Source organism: Candidatus Arthromitus sp. SFB-rat-Yit, from assembly GCF_000283555.1.
In the GTDB taxonomy this organism is placed as follows: domain Bacteria; phylum Bacillota; class Clostridia; order Clostridiales; family Clostridiaceae; genus Dwaynesavagella.
This window is the reverse complement of record NC_016012.1, coordinates 776,525-791,691: the sequence shown is the minus strand read 5'-3', so window position 1 is coordinate 791,691 and position 15,167 is coordinate 776,525. Positions and strand designations below refer to the sequence as shown.

16 protein-coding genes are annotated in these 15,167 nt (G+C 26.9%); 15 read left to right on the top strand and 1 reads right to left on the bottom strand.

Annotated features, from left to right (window positions below; all coding sequences use genetic code 11):
- Nucleotides 1-9 precede the first annotated feature (9 nt).
- Together sigE and sigG are read left to right on the top strand one after the other, a co-directional pair.
- Nucleotides 10-720: an RNA polymerase sporulation sigma factor SigE gene (gene sigE, locus RATSFB_RS03695; RefSeq protein ID WP_014094707.1), complete on the top strand. Its 711-nt coding sequence runs from the start codon at nucleotides 10-12 to the stop codon at nucleotides 718-720.
- Nucleotides 721-921: 201 nt separating this feature from the next.
- Complete coding sequence (gene sigG, locus RATSFB_RS03690) at nucleotides 922-1,692, top strand: RNA polymerase sporulation sigma factor SigG (protein ID WP_014094706.1); 771 nt, start codon at nucleotides 922-924, stop codon at nucleotides 1,690-1,692.
- A 34-nt stretch (nucleotides 1,693-1,726) separates the two neighbouring features.
- On the opposite strand, the gene RATSFB_RS03685 is transcribed toward sigG, so the two are convergent.
- Nucleotides 1,727-3,838 (bottom strand): heavy metal translocating P-type ATPase, encoded by a 2,112-nt coding sequence (locus RATSFB_RS03685; protein ID WP_371136973.1) that lies wholly within the window; start codon nucleotides 3,836-3,838, stop codon nucleotides 1,727-1,729.
- A 107-nt stretch (nucleotides 3,839-3,945) separates the two neighbouring features.
- Here RATSFB_RS03685 and RATSFB_RS03680 point away from each other — a divergent pair, with 107 nt between their 5' ends.
- The 13 genes from RATSFB_RS03680 to RATSFB_RS03620 all read left to right on the top strand — a co-directional run bounded on the left by RATSFB_RS03680 (nucleotide 3,946) and on the right by RATSFB_RS03620 (nucleotide 15,125).
- On the top strand, nucleotides 3,946-4,206 hold the full coding sequence (locus RATSFB_RS03680; protein ID WP_014094704.1) for a YlmC/YmxH family sporulation protein: 261 nt from the start codon (nucleotides 3,946-3,948) through the stop codon (nucleotides 4,204-4,206).
- 138 nt (nucleotides 4,207-4,344) lie between these two features.
- Nucleotides 4,345-5,067, top strand: a complete 723-nt coding sequence (gene pgeF / locus RATSFB_RS03675) for a peptidoglycan editing factor PgeF (RefSeq protein WP_014094703.1) — start codon at nucleotides 4,345-4,347, stop codon at nucleotides 5,065-5,067.
- A 23-nt stretch (nucleotides 5,068-5,090) separates the two neighbouring features.
- On the top strand, nucleotides 5,091-5,810 hold the full coding sequence (locus RATSFB_RS03670; protein ID WP_014094702.1) for a response regulator transcription factor: 720 nt from the start codon (nucleotides 5,091-5,093) through the stop codon (nucleotides 5,808-5,810).
- Nucleotides 5,797-7,023: a sensor histidine kinase gene (locus RATSFB_RS03665; protein WP_014094701.1), complete on the top strand. Its 1,227-nt coding sequence runs from the start codon at nucleotides 5,797-5,799 to the stop codon at nucleotides 7,021-7,023. The genes RATSFB_RS03670 and RATSFB_RS03665 overlap by 14 nt, the downstream gene beginning before the upstream one ends.
- Nucleotides 7,024-7,167: 144 nt before the next feature.
- Nucleotides 7,168-8,076, top strand: coding sequence for a PstS family phosphate ABC transporter substrate-binding protein (locus tag RATSFB_RS03660; RefSeq protein ID WP_014094700.1), 909 nt, complete (start codon nucleotides 7,168-7,170; stop codon nucleotides 8,074-8,076).
- A gap of 58 nt (nucleotides 8,077-8,134) precedes the next feature.
- Nucleotides 8,135-9,001 (top strand): phosphate ABC transporter permease subunit PstC, encoded by an 867-nt coding sequence (gene pstC / locus RATSFB_RS03655; protein WP_014094699.1) that lies wholly within the window; start codon nucleotides 8,135-8,137, stop codon nucleotides 8,999-9,001.
- A 19-nt stretch (nucleotides 9,002-9,020) separates the two neighbouring features.
- Nucleotides 9,021-9,908: a phosphate ABC transporter permease PstA gene (gene pstA / locus RATSFB_RS03650; RefSeq protein WP_014094698.1), complete on the top strand. Its 888-nt coding sequence runs from the start codon at nucleotides 9,021-9,023 to the stop codon at nucleotides 9,906-9,908.
- 21 nt (nucleotides 9,909-9,929) lie between these two features.
- Nucleotides 9,930-10,682: a phosphate ABC transporter ATP-binding protein PstB gene (gene pstB, locus RATSFB_RS03645; RefSeq protein WP_014094697.1), complete on the top strand. Its 753-nt coding sequence runs from the start codon at nucleotides 9,930-9,932 to the stop codon at nucleotides 10,680-10,682.
- A gap of 18 nt (nucleotides 10,683-10,700) precedes the next feature.
- Nucleotides 10,701-11,357 carry a phosphate signaling complex protein PhoU gene (gene phoU, locus RATSFB_RS03640; RefSeq protein WP_014094696.1) on the top strand — a complete coding sequence of 219 codons (657 nt, stop codon included), beginning with the start codon at nucleotides 10,701-10,703 and terminating at the stop codon, nucleotides 11,355-11,357.
- Between the two features lie 108 nt (nucleotides 11,358-11,465).
- Nucleotides 11,466-12,122 carry an N-acetylmuramoyl-L-alanine amidase gene (locus RATSFB_RS03635; RefSeq protein WP_014094695.1) on the top strand — a complete coding sequence of 219 codons (657 nt, stop codon included), beginning with the start codon at nucleotides 11,466-11,468 and terminating at the stop codon, nucleotides 12,120-12,122.
- A 172-nt stretch (nucleotides 12,123-12,294) separates the two neighbouring features.
- Nucleotides 12,295-13,470, top strand: a complete 1,176-nt coding sequence (locus RATSFB_RS03630) for a restriction endonuclease subunit S (RefSeq protein WP_014094694.1) — start codon at nucleotides 12,295-12,297, stop codon at nucleotides 13,468-13,470.
- A complete protein-coding gene (locus tag RATSFB_RS03625) occupies nucleotides 13,467-13,982 on the top strand; it encodes a GNAT family N-acetyltransferase (protein ID WP_014094693.1) in 516 nt (171 codons plus the stop codon). The genes RATSFB_RS03630 and RATSFB_RS03625 overlap by 4 nt, the downstream gene beginning before the upstream one ends.
- 54 nt (nucleotides 13,983-14,036) lie before the next feature.
- The gene (locus RATSFB_RS03620; protein ID WP_044035541.1) at nucleotides 14,037-15,125 is read left to right on the top strand and encodes a M28 family metallopeptidase; all 1,089 of its coding nucleotides are present in this window, start codon (nucleotides 14,037-14,039) and stop codon (nucleotides 15,123-15,125) included.
- The last annotated feature ends 42 nt before the right edge of the window (nucleotides 15,126-15,167 follow it).

Sequence of the window (15,167 nt, the reverse complement as noted above, 5' to 3'; positions counted from 1 at the left end):
GGAAGGTTAATGAGGAAGATAATAATTTTCATTAATAATTTGATTTATAAATTTAAATATATAACTCGTGCTATTTTTTATATAGGTAGTAGCGATGCATTACCACCACCATTAACACGTGATGAAGAAGATGATTTAATAAATAAATTATTGGTTACGGATACAGAAAATATAAGAACAATATTGATTGAAAGAAATTTAAGATTGGTTGTTTATATTGCTAAAAAATTTGAAAATACTGGAATTATGGTAGAAGATCTTATATCTGTTGGGACTATCGGGCTTATTAAGGCGGTTAATACTTTTAATCCAGATAAAAAAATAAAACTAGCGACATATGCCTCGAGATGCATTGAAAATGAAATATTGATGTATTTGAGGAGAATGAATAAAATAAAGGGAGAAATTTCATTTTATGAACCGTTAAATACAGATTGGGATGGAAACGAATTATTACTATCAGACATACTTGGATCTAGTGATAGTAATGTTTTTGAATTCATTGAAGAGGAAATTGATAGAAGTTTGCTTGTTATAGCAATGGAATCATTAAATAATAGAGAACATGAAATAATATCTCTACGATTTGGTTTAAATGGATATTTGGAAAAAACCCAAAAAGAAGTAGCGGATATTTTGGGAATTTCACAATCATATATCTCTAGGTTAGAAAAGAGAATTATTAAGAAATTAAAAAAGGAAATAAATAAAATGTTATAATTTAATATCAAATTATAATTAAATTATTTTAGAGAAAACCTATTACATTAATTTGTAGTAGGTTTTCTTTAATTTTTATATATTAAATAATTGTGTAAATTAAACACTACAAAAAAATTACAAAACAGTTAAAAAAAATGAATATTATCGAAAGATGTCGGTAATACTAAGAAGGATAAGTACTCTGAAGGGGCTGATATTATGATAAGTAAGGTTGAAATATGCGGAGTTAATACAGCTAAACTACCTGTGCTTAAGGACAAAGAAATGAAAGAACTTTTATTAAAAATGAGAAATGGTGACACAAACTCTAGAGAAGTGTTTATACAAGGAAATTTAAGATTAGTATTGAGTGTTATACATAGATTTAATAATAGAGGTGAAAATGTAGATGATTTATTCCAAGTTGGTTGTATAGGACTTATTAAAGCTTTAGATAATTTTGATTTAACACAGAATGTTAAATTTTCTACTTATGCAGTTCCTATGATAATAGGAGAAATTAGAAGATATTTAAGAGATAACAATGCTATTAGGGTTAGTAGATCGCTTAGGGATATAGCGTATAAAGCATTGATTGTAAAAGATAAGTTGATGTCTGAAAATAATAAAGAACCCACAGTATCACAAATTGCTAAAGAATTAGATATTCCTAGGGAAGATGTTGTATTTGCTTTGGATGCTATACAAGATCCAATATCATTATTTGAGCCTATTTATCATGATGGAGGAGATTCGATTTTTGTTTTAGATCAAATAAGTGATTCTAAAAATTGTTATGAAAATTGGATAGAGGATATATCTATAAAGGAAGCTATGAAGAAATTAAATAAAAGAGAAACTATGATATTGAATTTGAGATTTTTTACTGGGAGAACTCAAATGGAGGTTGCTGAGGAAATTGGTATTTCTCAAGCACAAGTATCTAGATTAGAAAAGACGGCTTTAAAACATATGAGAAAGTATATATAACAAAAAGGAGGCTATCTATATAGATAGCCTCCTTTTATATTTCTTTTTTCAATATTCTAACCGAGTTTAAAATTACAATAAGTGATACACCAACATCTGATAATATAGCTGCCCACATAGATGATAAACCTAAAGCACCCAGTATTATTACTAATGTTTTTACTGATAAAGATAAAATTATATTTTGTGTAGCAATTTTTCTTGTTTGTTTTGCTATTTTTATAGCTTTAATTATTTTGTATGGATCGTCATCAATTAAAACAATGTCAGATGCTTCAATAGCAGCATCACTTCCAATTCCACCCATAGATATTCCAATGTCTGCTATAGCAAGAGAAGGAGCATCATTTATACCATCTCCAATGAATGCTAAAGTTGATTTTGGAGTTTTATTTAAAATTAATTCTTCTACATATTTTACTTTTTGGTCTGGTAATAGCTCTGAATATACTTCTGGGATTTTTAATGTTTCTGCGATATGCTGAGCTGTTTTCTTATTGTCCCCTGTAAGCATTACTAGTTTGTTCACATTCATATCTTTCAATTCAGCAATAGTTTTAGCTGAATTCTCTTTTATTTTATCTGATATCAAAATATATCCGAGATAAGTGTTGTTTTTGGCTACATATACTTTTGTTCCAGGCTCATCTGTGGATTCAATATGGATATTGAATTTATCCATCATCTTTTTATTTCCACTTATTATTGTGTCATCATCTATACAAATGCTTATACCATATCCAGCAATTTCCTCGAACCTAGAAATTTTTGATTGCTCAATTGGATGATTGTAATGGTTGACTATAGATTTAGCAATTGGATGATTTGAAAAACTTTCTGCCATTGCAGCGTATTTTAATAATTCATCTGTTGTGCAATCTTTAGTTATAATTTTAGTTATAAAAAATTTGCCTTCTGTTACAGTTCCTGTTTTATCAAATACTAAAGTTGATAAATTATTTAGTGCTTCTAAATAGTTACTTCCTTTTATAAGTATACCGTTCTTAGATGCTACCCCTATACCACTAAAGAAACTTAATGGTATTGAGATTACCAACGCACAAGGGCAAGATATAACTAAAAATATTAAAGCTCTATAAATCCATGTTGAGATAGTATTATATCCTAAAATAAATGGTGGGATTATTGCTATTATTAAAGCGATTACTATAACGATAGGAGTATAAATTTTTGAAAATTTAGTAATAAAATTTTCTGTATTTGATTTTTTTGATGTAGCACTTTCAACGAGATTAAGAATTCTGGATATTGTTGAATTTTTGAATTCTGATTCTACTTTTATCTTGATTAAAGAAGAGATGTTTATGCATCCAGATATTACTTTATCTCCAATTTTAACTTCTTTGGTTAAGAATTCTCCGGTTAAGGCTTTAGTGTCTAATTGGGACTCTCCTTGAATTATTTCTCCATCTAAAGGTATTTTCTCACCTGGTTTTACAACAATTACATCTCCAATTTTAATTTCATTTGGATCAACAATTTTGATTGAATCATTAATTTCTAGATTTGCTGTATCAGGTCTTATGTCCATCAGATTTGAGATTGAAGAACGTGACTTGTTAATAGCCATGTCTTGTATAAATTCTCCAACTCTTGAAAATATAATAACTGCTATACCTTCTTGAAATTCTTTTATTACAAATGCTCCTATTGTTGCAATCATCATCAATGTATTTTCATCAAAAATTATACCCTTTTTTATATTGATAATTGCCTTTTTTAAGATTTCAAATCCTATTAACAAATAACTTATAAGACATACGTAAAATTTTAAAGGTCCAGATCCATTTATGAAAAATGAAATTATAAATAGGGTTACACCAATCAAAAATGCAATGGCTTGCTTGTAGTTTATTTTATTCATAGATTTATTTGGATTCTTAGAGTCAACAAAGTTTATGTCAGGTTCAATATTTATACATAACTTCATAATTTCTTCTAAGCGTTGTTGTGTGTTAGAATCATCAATGAATTCTAAATTTAATTTTTGATTTAATACGTCTATGTCTACATTCGAGACATAATTTAATTTTAGTAATCTAGTTTTAATTTTGTCAGCACAGTCGTAACAATTCATGTTTTCAAATTTTAGTGTGTGGTTATAATTCATATACAATCCTTTCATTAATAAATATTCATATCTTTATTATATCCTTTACATAGTATAAATAAAAATGTCAAGTCATATAAATTTAATAAAAAAATTTTTTAAAAGAACGAAGGAATGATTTTATGATAGATATGTCATTTTCATTAAATGATTTAAAATCAATGGAAGTTATAGATGTAAGCATAGGTGCTAAAATAGGGTATATAAGCGATTATATGATTGATACAAATACATTTAGGGTGTTATCAATTATAGTTTCTTATGGTAAAGTGTCCTGGTTTTTTAAAAATAATTGTTTAGAAATTCCTTGGGAAAAGATAATGAAAATAGGGTTGGATGTTATTTTGGTTGATGGAAGTAATATGGATTTATTATTGGAATAAATGAATTGGAATGTATTAACATATTTAAATTTTATTGTAATTTTTATTTTGATTATGTTATTATATTTCAAAAGAAGAATGTATAATTGTTTAATTAGTACATTTAATAACTTTTACAGTATGTTATTAGGGTGATTTATGAAATTAATAGAGTTCGATAGTAAATATTTTTTGTATAAAGAAATAGATAATATTGGTTTTGGAGTTACTACGGCTAATTCTGAATTTGGAATACACCCAAAACTTGAAAATTACGATAAAAATATAAAATTTATCAAGGAGAAATTTAATTTAAGCGATATATTTGTGGTATCTCAAATACATAGTGATATTGTTATTGAATGTGATAAAAATTTTACATTAGGTTTAGAAGGCGATGGGCTTATAATTAGAGAAATAAATCGTGGAATAGGTGTTTTTACAGCAGATTGTGTTCCTATATTTTTATTTGATTCAAAGAAACGTATCGCTTCGGTTTTACATAGTGGTTGGAAGGGAACTTACAACGAAATAGTTGTTAAAGCAATTGATATATTTGTTAAAAAATATCATTCGGATGTAAATGATATAGTTATTTATATAGGACCGCATATTAAAGTTTGTTGTTACGAAGTTGGAGAAGAACTTAAATATAAGTTTAATAATCATCATAGATTCCAAAAAAATGCTAATATTTTTAATAAAAATAATCTTAGTTTATTGGAGTGCATTAAGACTTCGGTTTTGGCGTGTAATATACCGATTTATAATTTGAATGTTGTTGATTATTGTGTGCACTGTAGCAAAGACGTGAAATTTTATTCATATAGAAATGATCCGAATTCTTTAAATAGAATATTTTCATTTATTTTTATTAAATAAAATTTACTGAGGATTAAGTAATTATGGGTAAAAAGATTTTAATTGTTGAAGATGAGTTTAATATTGTTGAGTTGTTGAGATACAATTTAACGAAAAATGGATTTGATGTAAAGTATGTCTTAGATGGATTAGATATAATTAATATTGTAACAGAGTTTAAGCCCGAATTAATATTGCTTGATTTAATGTTAACTGGAAAAGATGGTTTTGAAATATGTAGTGAATTATCCAATAACGAAGATACAAAGAAGATACCTATAATAATAGTTTCTTCAAAAAGTAGAGAATTTGATAAAGTATTGGCACTAAATCTTGGAGCTGACGATTATATTTGTAAGCCATTTTCTATAAATGAAATAGTTGCTCGAATAAAAGCTGTATTTAGGAGAATGGAAAAATTAAATTTTAATGAAACAAATTTATCTTGTGATTTTAAATTTGGCGATATATTATTAGATTTAAAAAAGAGAGAGATATATAAAAAAGGCAGAAAACTAGATATGACCTTTAAAGAATTTGAGTTATTGGTAATGCTTATAAGAAGTAATGGTCATGTTCTAACTAGAGAATATATACTTGATAATATTTGGGGATATAATTACATAGGTGAAACTAGAACTGTAGATGTTCATGTTAGAAATTTAAGAAAAAAGATAGAAGATGATGATAAAAATCCTGTATTTATTGAAACGGTGAGAGGAATAGGGTATAAATTCAATTTAGAATATAATGAAAATTTTTAATTTAATATTGATAATTTGTTTATTAATACTAATTTTAGGTATGTGTATTTGTTTTCTAAAATTTAATAATAGAATTAAGCGTAATTTGTTAAATATTTTAACAATTAATTCTAACGATTATTTAGAATCAGTTGTTAATATGGCTAATAAAAAGAGCTTTGGATTAGAAAATATACTAGATTTGATAAAGTTTAAGTTTAATAAAGTGTATAAAAAGTATGATAAGATATGGGAAGATAACTATGTTTTAGAGCGTACAATAGATATTCTTGAATATGGGGTATTGATTTTAGATATTAAAAACAGGATTTATTATGTAAATGATGAATTAGGTAAATTGTTTAATATTTTAGATTTAAAAGAGATGCATAATAAATTGCTTGAAAAAACTAATTTAAGATGGTTGCTTGAATTTAATAATGATACTGTGTTTGAGATACCTGAAGAGTATTCATTTGTTAATATATCTTGTTATATAAAAAAGATAAATAACAGTTTTACTATATATACATTTAAAAATATAACTGAACAAAAGAAGATTGATAATATGAGTACAGAGTTTATTTCAAATATAACACATGAATTAAAAACTCCTTTAACGTCTATAATAGGATTTGCTGATACGTTAAAAAATGTTGAAAATGAAAATGATAGACAAATATTTTACGATATAATATCGAAGGAAGCTATAAGGCTTAATAATTTAATAAGTGATATACTTATTTTTTCAGAAATTCAAACACAGAATGATATAACAAAACAAAAGATAGATATTATGCAATTGTTATACAGTATTAAACAATTACTTACCCCTCAGATATCCAATAGTAATATTAATGTTAATATTACTGGAGATAGGATTAAAATTCTAAGTTGTGAAAAGTATATTATGCAAATATTTTTAAATATAATTGATAATTCGATAAAACACTCTTTTGGGGAAAATATAGATATAATTTGTAAAGAGGATAGTAAAAACGTATATATTAAATTTTCGGATGATGGAATTGGAATACCTGAAAATGAAATTGAAAATATATTTGAGAGATTTTATAAAATTCCAACTTCTAAGACAAAATTTCGAGGAACAGGTTTAGGTTTATCTATAGTATATGGTGCTGTTAAAAAGATTTCTGGGAATGTTGAGGTTTTTAATAATAAAAATAAAGGTGTTACATTTAAAATTAGTATCCCTAAAAATAAAGTAGAGTAAGTTAATTACTCTACTTTATTTGTTTTTAAAATTAAATTTAAAATAGCATAACAAATTTAATATAGATTTAACATTAGCAAAATATAAGCTTAACTAATTTGGTTTAAAATATGTTTTAAATTGATTTGAGGAGAGATTAATTTTATGAACAAAGGATTCTTTAAGATATTAAATTTGGGAGTAGTTTTGTGCTTATTTTTATTTGTTTCTTGCAGTAATGTTCAAAATAAATCTACTTTGCGTGGTAATATTGTTATTGATGGGTCATCAACAGTTTATCCGATAACAGAAATAGTAGCTGAAGAATTTTCTATAGTAAATCCAAAAGTTAGAATATCTATAGCTGAGTCTGGAACTGGTGGAGGAATGAAAAAGTTTATTGAGGGTGAAATTGATATAGTTAATGCTTCTAGAAAAATTAAGGATTCTGAACTTGATAGAGCTAAAAATAATGGAATAGATGCTCAAGAGTTGGTTGTAGCAAATGATGGTATATCTGTTATTGTTAGCAAAGATAATACGTTCGCAACAAATTTAACAAAAGAGGAGGTTTCTCATATTTTTAGATATGATAATCCTGCAAAATATTGGAGTGATGTGAGAGAAGGATTTCCAAATGAATTAATAAAAGTTTATACTCCAGGAACAGCCTCTGGAACTTTTGAGTTTTTCACGGAAATTGTGAATGGAAAAGCTAAGCTCCAAAGAGAGGATGCTATAGTTAGTGAAGATGATAATATTTTGATCAAAGGAATAAGTGGGGACAAATATTCGATAGGATATTTTGGATATAGTTATTATGAATCAAATAAAGATAAAATTAATTTGATATCTATTGATAATGTAGAGCCATCAACACAAACTATAAATGATGAAAGCTATCTATTATCAAGACCACTTAGGATATATTTCAATAAAAATAATCTTGATAGGCAGGAAATAAGTGAATTTCTTAAATTTTATCTTTTGAATGCGGGAACTCTTGCTAAAGAGGTTAACTTAGTTCAATTATCAGATAAAAGTTATGAAAATCAACTAGATAATTTAAAATAAATTTATGAAGATAAATTTCATATTTAGACTTTAATATTAGTTTGGAGGTTTTATTTTAGTGAAAGAGAAATTTATAGAAGGTTTGCTGAGATTATTTGCATTTATTTCAATTCTTATCACAATCAGTATAGTTTTCCTATTGTTATTTGAAGCTAAAGATTTTTTTAAGGAAGTTAGTTTTTTTGATTTATTTAAAGGTAATTCCTGGAATCCACTTTTAAGTACCCCAACTTATAATATTATGACTTTAGTAATTGGAACTATAATTATAGCTGTTATTGCGTGTTTAATAGCAATACCTATAGGTCTTTTAATTTCAATTTATTTAAGTGAATATGCATCTAAAAAAGTTCGTGCTATTTTGAAACCTGTTTTAGAAGCATTAGCATTTATTCCATCAGTTGTTTATGGATTTTTTGCATTAACATTTATAACTCCTGTGTTGAAGTTGTTTATACATAATTTAGAGATATATAACGCATTAAGTGCTGGTATTGCTATAGGGATAATGATTATTCCGATGATTGCTTCTTTAAGTGAGGATGCATTAAGGAGTATACCAGGATCAATAAAAAGAGGTGCTTATGCACTTGGTAGTACAAAGTATGAAGTTACAAGCAAAGTTTTAATTCCAGCAGCTAGATCAGGAATTATATCATCATTTATTTTGGCTATTTCTCGAGCTATAGGTGAAACAATGGTTGTTGCAATTGCATCTGGAAGCAATCCTCTTTTTAATATGAATCCATTGAAGAGTATACAGACATTAACAACTTATATGGCTAATGTTAGTATGGGAGATGTTTCATTTGATTCAATTGAATATAAGACAATTTTTGTTTGTGGAGCTATATTATTTTTGATTACCTTAATTTTAAATATTGTAGCTCGCAAAATTATAAACAAAAATAAATATAAGTTTTAGAAATGGAAGCAGGGAAATAATGAAAATTGATTTGTATGATAATGAGATTATAAAAAATAATCTAAAAAAGAGAAAGTATAAAGATAAAGTATTGAAAATTGTTACAATAATTGCAACTCTTATAGGTGTATTTTTCTTAATTGCTCTATTAATTCAGATTTTTTCGAATGGTTTGAAAAATTTAAACTGGAAATTCATAACAAGTTTCCCATCAAGTAGACCTGCAAGAGCTGGAATATTACCAGCAATTGTTGGAAGCGTTTATATATTAATTTTAACTTCAATAATTTCTATACCTCTTGGGATCGGTACGGCTATTTATTTGGAACTGTATGCTAAATCTTCAAAATTTACAAATTTTATAAAATTAAATATACAAAATCTTGCAGGAGTTCCTGCTATTGTATATGGAATACTTGGTCTTGGAGTTTTTGTAAAATTTTTCATGTTTGGATCAAGTATATTATCTGGAGCATTAACACTCTCACTTTTAGTTTTGTCGCCAATAATAATTTCTTCTCAAGAAGCAATTAGAACTGTTCCATATTCATTGTATGAGGGAGCTTTAGCTCTTGGTGTATCTAAATGGAAAGCTATTAAGGGAGTAATTATTCCATGTGCTATGTCAAACATAATTACTGGAATAGTTTTATCTCTTGCCCGTGCCATTGGTGAAGCATCTCCACTTATTGTTGTTGGAGCTGCAACATTTATAAGATTTGTCCCTTTAAGTTTGTTTGATGGATTTACGGTATTGCCTATACAAATATATAATTGGACTTCAAGACCAGAGCCAGAATTCCAACAATTGGCATCATCAGGAATAATTATTTTACTGTTGATAGTTTTGATATTTAATATCGCGGCAATCATTATAAGGAAAAAATTTGAGAAAAAATATGATTAACAGATCGGTGGTTAGTATTTAATGAAAAAAGTTATTATAAAAGTTGAAGATTTAAATTTCTTTTACGGAGAAAAGCAAACTTTGTTCAACATAAATATCGACATATATGAAAATAAAGTTACAGCTCTTATTGGACCTTCTGGATGTGGTAAATCTACATTTTTAAGAAATTTAAATAGAATGAATGAAATGTTTGATTACTCTAGATATACAGGCAAGATACTCTTAGATGGTAAGGATATAAAAGAGCAAGATGTTGTGCTACTTCGAAAAGAAGTTGGGTTAGTTTTTCAAAAGCCAAATCCATTTCCTAAATCTATTTATGATAATATAGTCTTTGCTCCAAGAAATTATGGAATAAAAGATAAAAATATTTTAGATGAACTTGTTGAAACTACTTTGAAAGATGTTGCCCTTTGGGATGAAGTTAAAGATGATTTGAAAAAAAGTGCTTATAATTTATCTGGAGGTCAACAACAAAGATTGTGTATTGCAAGATGTTTAGCAACTCAACCCAAAATAATTTTAATGGATGAACCTACTTCTGCATTAGATCCAATTTCTACCATAAAAATAGAGGAATTATTGGTAAAACTTAGAAAGAAATATACTATTGTAATAGTTACTCATAATATGCAACAAGCGGGAAGAATTTCTGATTACACAGCATTTTTCTTAAATGGTAAACTTGAAGAAATGGATAGAACTGAAAAAATATTTCAAAATCCAGCGAATAAGCTTACAGAGGACTATATTACAGGAAGGTTTGGATAGAATTTTAGGAGGATTGTAATGCGTATAAAATTTAGAAAAGTGTTAGATGAATTAAATGAATCTTTATTGAAATTAGGCAATCTTGTTATAGATCAGTTTGAAAAATCAGAAAAGGTTTTAAGGACTAAAGACACTGAATTGGCGAAATTAATTATTGAAAATGATGATAATATAGATTTTCTTAAAGAGGAAATGGAATATAAATGTTTAAAACTTATTGCTACTCAAAATCCACTTGCGAGTGATTTGAGAAGATTGTTTACAACAATAAAAATAATTCAAGATTTGGAGCGTATAGGAGATTATGCTGTAGATCTTGCAAAAGTATCTATGTATATACCTGAAAATGAAAGTATTGATTCTGAAATATCAGATTATTTTTCCAATGCGATTAAAAAAATGGTTAGAGAAGTTGTTCAGGCCTATATTGATAACAACAAGAAAAAGGCTATTGAAATATATGAGAGTGATGAATTGATTGATAATGAGTATACTAAGGTTTTTTCAAATATTATGGAGAAAATGAATTCTGGGAAAATTTCAAATAATATAGCTGTTCAAACATTATTTGTGATCAAATATTATGAGAGAGCTGGTGACCATATAAATAATATTTGCGAAAATATTATGTATTTAAAATCTGGTGAATTTTTTAAAAGGAAGTTAAATAATTAAATTTGATTTTGAGAACTTAAGGGATTATATCTCTTAAGTTTTTTTGTAACCATATTTTGAAATATTGCATATAGTATCAATTAAAAATTAATCAAAGGATGAGTTACCATGGAAATCAAGATTAACGAAAAGTTGATTAAATATAATTTTTCTTCGAGAAATGGAGAAAAGATTAAATATCTGGTTATACACGATACAAATAATACTGACATTGGTGCGAATGCTGAGGCTCATTACAATTATTTTAATTCAGGAGATATAGGGGCATCTGCTCATTATTTTGTAGATGATATTCAAATTTTGAGGATTGTTAAAGATTCAGATAAATCTTTTCATTGTGGAGATGGTCATGGACGATATGGAATTACAAATGAAAATAGCATTGGAATAGAAATGTGTGTTAATTCTGATGGCGATTACAAAAAGATGTATAACAACACGCTTAAATTGATCAAGTATGAAATGGACAAACAAAATATTTCGATTGATTATGTTGTAAGACATTACGATGCCAGTAGAAAAATATGTCCATTTTCAATGAAAGACAACGATTGGGAAAATTGGAAACAGTTAAAAAAGGATATACAAGACATGAATGATTATACAAAATTTATAAAGTTATTGTATGAAAATTTATTTAAGCGAGAGCCAGATGATGAGGGTCTGAAATATTGGAACAATAAATTGAAAAATGGTTTGAGTTATGGTGATATGTTAAAATATATGGCTGATAGCGATGAATTTAAAAATATATATTTGAAATAAGAGTTGATAAAGAAGACTTTCGATGTATTTAATATTATCGGAAGTCTTTATTATTTTATTTGGTTTGGAAGAGTTGAATTGTAATAACATATGTTCTATTATAAATTTGTAATATAAGAGATTTAGATTTATGAGATTTTAAAATTTATGTAGAAATGACGTGGTTTTATATATGGGCAAACTTGATAAATTGATAAAAGAACTTTGTCCTGATGGGGTGGAATATCAAACAATATTAGATTGTACACAAATGCAAAAAGGCAAATCTTTAAGTAAAAAAGATGCAAGAGAGGGAAATTATCCTGTTATTTCTGGAGGACGTGAACCAGCTTTTTATTGTGATATGTTTAATAGAACAGATGAAACTATAACTGTAGCGGGAAGTGGAGCAGGTGCAGGATATGTTCAATATTGGAATGAACCCATTTTTGTATGTGATGCCTTTTCAATAAAAACAAATGATAAGATTTTAACAAAATATGTTTATTATTGTTTGTCAAACATGCAAGATAAGATATATTCAACAAAAAAAGGAGCAGGAATTCCTCATGTTTATATTTCTGATATTGGGAAATTTAAGATTCCAATACCACCGTTAGAGCTTCAAGAAGAGATTGTACATATTTTAGATTCGTTTACAGAGTTTACAACAGAACTTATAGAAAATCTTAAGACTGAGCTTACAGCAAGAAGGAAACAGTATGAGTATTATAGAGATAGATTGCTAAATGATGTTGAAAAAGATTCAGAGATGATTGAAATTAATAAGGTTATTAAGAAAGTAATTAATATAAATTGGAATACGGTTTCTCAATTTGAAAATTGGAATTATATAGACTTATCTTCCGTTAATATTAAAAATAGTTCTATAAATAACACGGTTATTATTAATGTTGATGATCATCCAAGTAGGGCACAACAACAAGTTAAAATAAATGATGTTATATTTGGTACAACTAGACCAACTCAAATGAGATTGGCAATAATTCCTGAATCATTAGATAATCAAATATGTAGTACTGGATACTGTGTTTTGCGTGCAGATACCAAATTTTTATTATCTAAATGGTTATATTATAATTTGTCGGCTAAGAGATTTCAAATTTACGTTGAAAAATTTCAACAAGGTGCAAGTTATCCATCTATAACAGATACATTAGTTAAGAAATATATGATAAGTATTCCTAGTATTGAAAAACAACAAAAAATTATTAATATATTAGATAGATTTGACAAGCTTTGTAACGATTTAACTGAAGGACTTCCTGCAGAAATTGAAGCCAGGAAGAAACAATACGAATATTATAGAGATAAGCTTTTGACTTTTAAAGAAAGAGGTGTGTTATGATCATACGTAAGGAAGAGATTTGTGATTTTGAAGAAATATATTCTCTAGTTAAAATTGCTTTTGAAAATGCCGAGCATTCCGATGGTAATGAACATGAATTGGTAAATAAACTTCGAAAAGGAAAATCATTTATACCTGAGCTTTCATTAGTTTGTGAAATAGATGGGGAAATTGTAGGACATATAATGTTTACAAAAGCTGAAATTAATGGTAATACCGTTTTAGTTTTAGCTCCTTTATCAGTTCTACCTGAAAAGCAAAACCGAGGAATAGGGTTAGCTTTAATTAAAGAAGGACATAGTATCGCAAAAAAATTAGGTTATACATATTCAGTGGTTGTAGGAAGTGAAAAATATTATCCTAAAGCAGGATATTTACCAGCAATCAAATTTGGAATAAAAGCATCTTTCGATGTTCCAGATGAAAATTTTATGGCTTATAAGATAAACAAAAATATAAAAGATAATGTTTGTGGAACTATAAAATATGCAAAAGAGTTTGGAATCGATTAACAAAATTGTTATACTGTATATAGTTAAAAATTTTTGGAGGTAGAGTTTAAAAATATGAATTTATTTAAACGTGTAAAACTTTTATTACTGGCTTTTGTAATTTTATTTAGTGTAAGCTCTTGTGTGAAAAATAGTGATAATGCCACTCTTAATGAACTTTATAAGGATGCTATGACTTATTCAAAAGTTACACAATTAAAAAATGAATTTAATGAAACAAATAATGCTCCAACTCAAAATTTAGATTTAATTGATGGAACAGAAAAAATACTTCAAATTTTAACTTCTGAGGATTTTAAAGGAAGAGGAAGTGATACCGATGGAAATGACAAAACCGTTGAGTATTTAAACTCTCAATTTTCAAATATAGGTCTTGATTATTTGTTTAAAGATACATATTTACATAAATACAAATTCACAACAACTCTTGATGATAGTATTCTTGATCCAGATGGTGAAAAGAGTAATGTTATCGGATTAATTAAAGGTACAAAACATAATGAAAAAAGCAAGGCAGTTGTAATTACAGCACATTTTGACCATGTAGGAATCGGTATTGGTCAAACATCAAAAAACAAAGATGCTATTTATCCTGGAGCTGTAGATAACGCTTCTGGTACAGCGGCACTTTTAAGAATAGCGTATAAATTAAAGGAAATCTCAAAAGAAACTCCATTTGAAACTGATATAATAATAGCAGCTGTTAATCATGAAGAATTAGGATACGTTGGATCAATAGCATTAGTTAACGATATAAAAGATAGATATGAAAATATTTACAATATAAACATGGATTGTATTGGTATAAAAAATGGATCTCCCCTCATTGTTTACAGCAATGATAAAAGGTCACCAGAATTATCATCTTTAATTTTTAAATATATGGACACATTAGATGAAAAAATTAAAAAGGATACAGAAATTAAATATTATACTAGTGATCAAGTAGTATTTGAAAAAAATGGAATGCAAACAATTGCTTTATTTGATACTATATATAAAAATATGATTCATCAAACTAGCGATACTGTTGAAAATAATATTGATGTTGAAAGATTAAACAAATTAGTTGATTATATTTGTGAATTTTTAAAATTTAATGATAAGAACACAATAGTTAAAAAAGAACCAATAAAAGATTAATATAAGTTTATATTTTGGTACAGTGTAGCAACTGTACCTTTT

Bases quoted from the DNA above. Each gene is read 5' to 3' on its own strand.
- sigE (WP_014094707.1), top strand. From the start codon at position 10: ATGAGGAAGATAATAATTTTCATTAATAATTTGATTTATAAATTTAAA.
- sigG (WP_014094706.1), top strand. From the start codon at position 922: ATGATAAGTAAGGTTGAAATATGCGGAGTTAATACAGCTAAACTACCT.
- RATSFB_RS03685 (WP_371136973.1), bottom strand. From the start codon at position 3,838: ATGAAAGGATTGTATATGAATTATAACCACACACTAAAATTTGAAAAC.
- RATSFB_RS03680 (WP_014094704.1), top strand. From the start codon at position 3,946: ATGATAGATATGTCATTTTCATTAAATGATTTAAAATCAATGGAAGTT.
- pgeF (WP_014094703.1), top strand. From the start codon at position 4,345: ATGAAATTAATAGAGTTCGATAGTAAATATTTTTTGTATAAAGAAATA.
- RATSFB_RS03670 (WP_014094702.1), top strand. From the start codon at position 5,091: ATGGGTAAAAAGATTTTAATTGTTGAAGATGAGTTTAATATTGTTGAG.
- RATSFB_RS03665 (WP_014094701.1), top strand. From the start codon at position 5,797: ATGAAAATTTTTAATTTAATATTGATAATTTGTTTATTAATACTAATT.
- RATSFB_RS03660 (WP_014094700.1), top strand. From the start codon at position 7,168: ATGAACAAAGGATTCTTTAAGATATTAAATTTGGGAGTAGTTTTGTGC.
- pstA (WP_014094698.1), top strand. From the start codon at position 9,021: ATGAAAATTGATTTGTATGATAATGAGATTATAAAAAATAATCTAAAA.
- pstB (WP_014094697.1), top strand. From the start codon at position 9,930: ATGAAAAAAGTTATTATAAAAGTTGAAGATTTAAATTTCTTTTACGGA.
- phoU (WP_014094696.1), top strand. From the start codon at position 10,701: ATGCGTATAAAATTTAGAAAAGTGTTAGATGAATTAAATGAATCTTTA.
- RATSFB_RS03635 (WP_014094695.1), top strand. From the start codon at position 11,466: ATGGAAATCAAGATTAACGAAAAGTTGATTAAATATAATTTTTCTTCG.
- RATSFB_RS03630 (WP_014094694.1), top strand. From the start codon at position 12,295: ATGGGCAAACTTGATAAATTGATAAAAGAACTTTGTCCTGATGGGGTG.
- RATSFB_RS03625 (WP_014094693.1), top strand. From the start codon at position 13,467: ATGATCATACGTAAGGAAGAGATTTGTGATTTTGAAGAAATATATTCT.
- RATSFB_RS03620 (WP_044035541.1), top strand. From the start codon at position 14,037: ATGAATTTATTTAAACGTGTAAAACTTTTATTACTGGCTTTTGTAATT.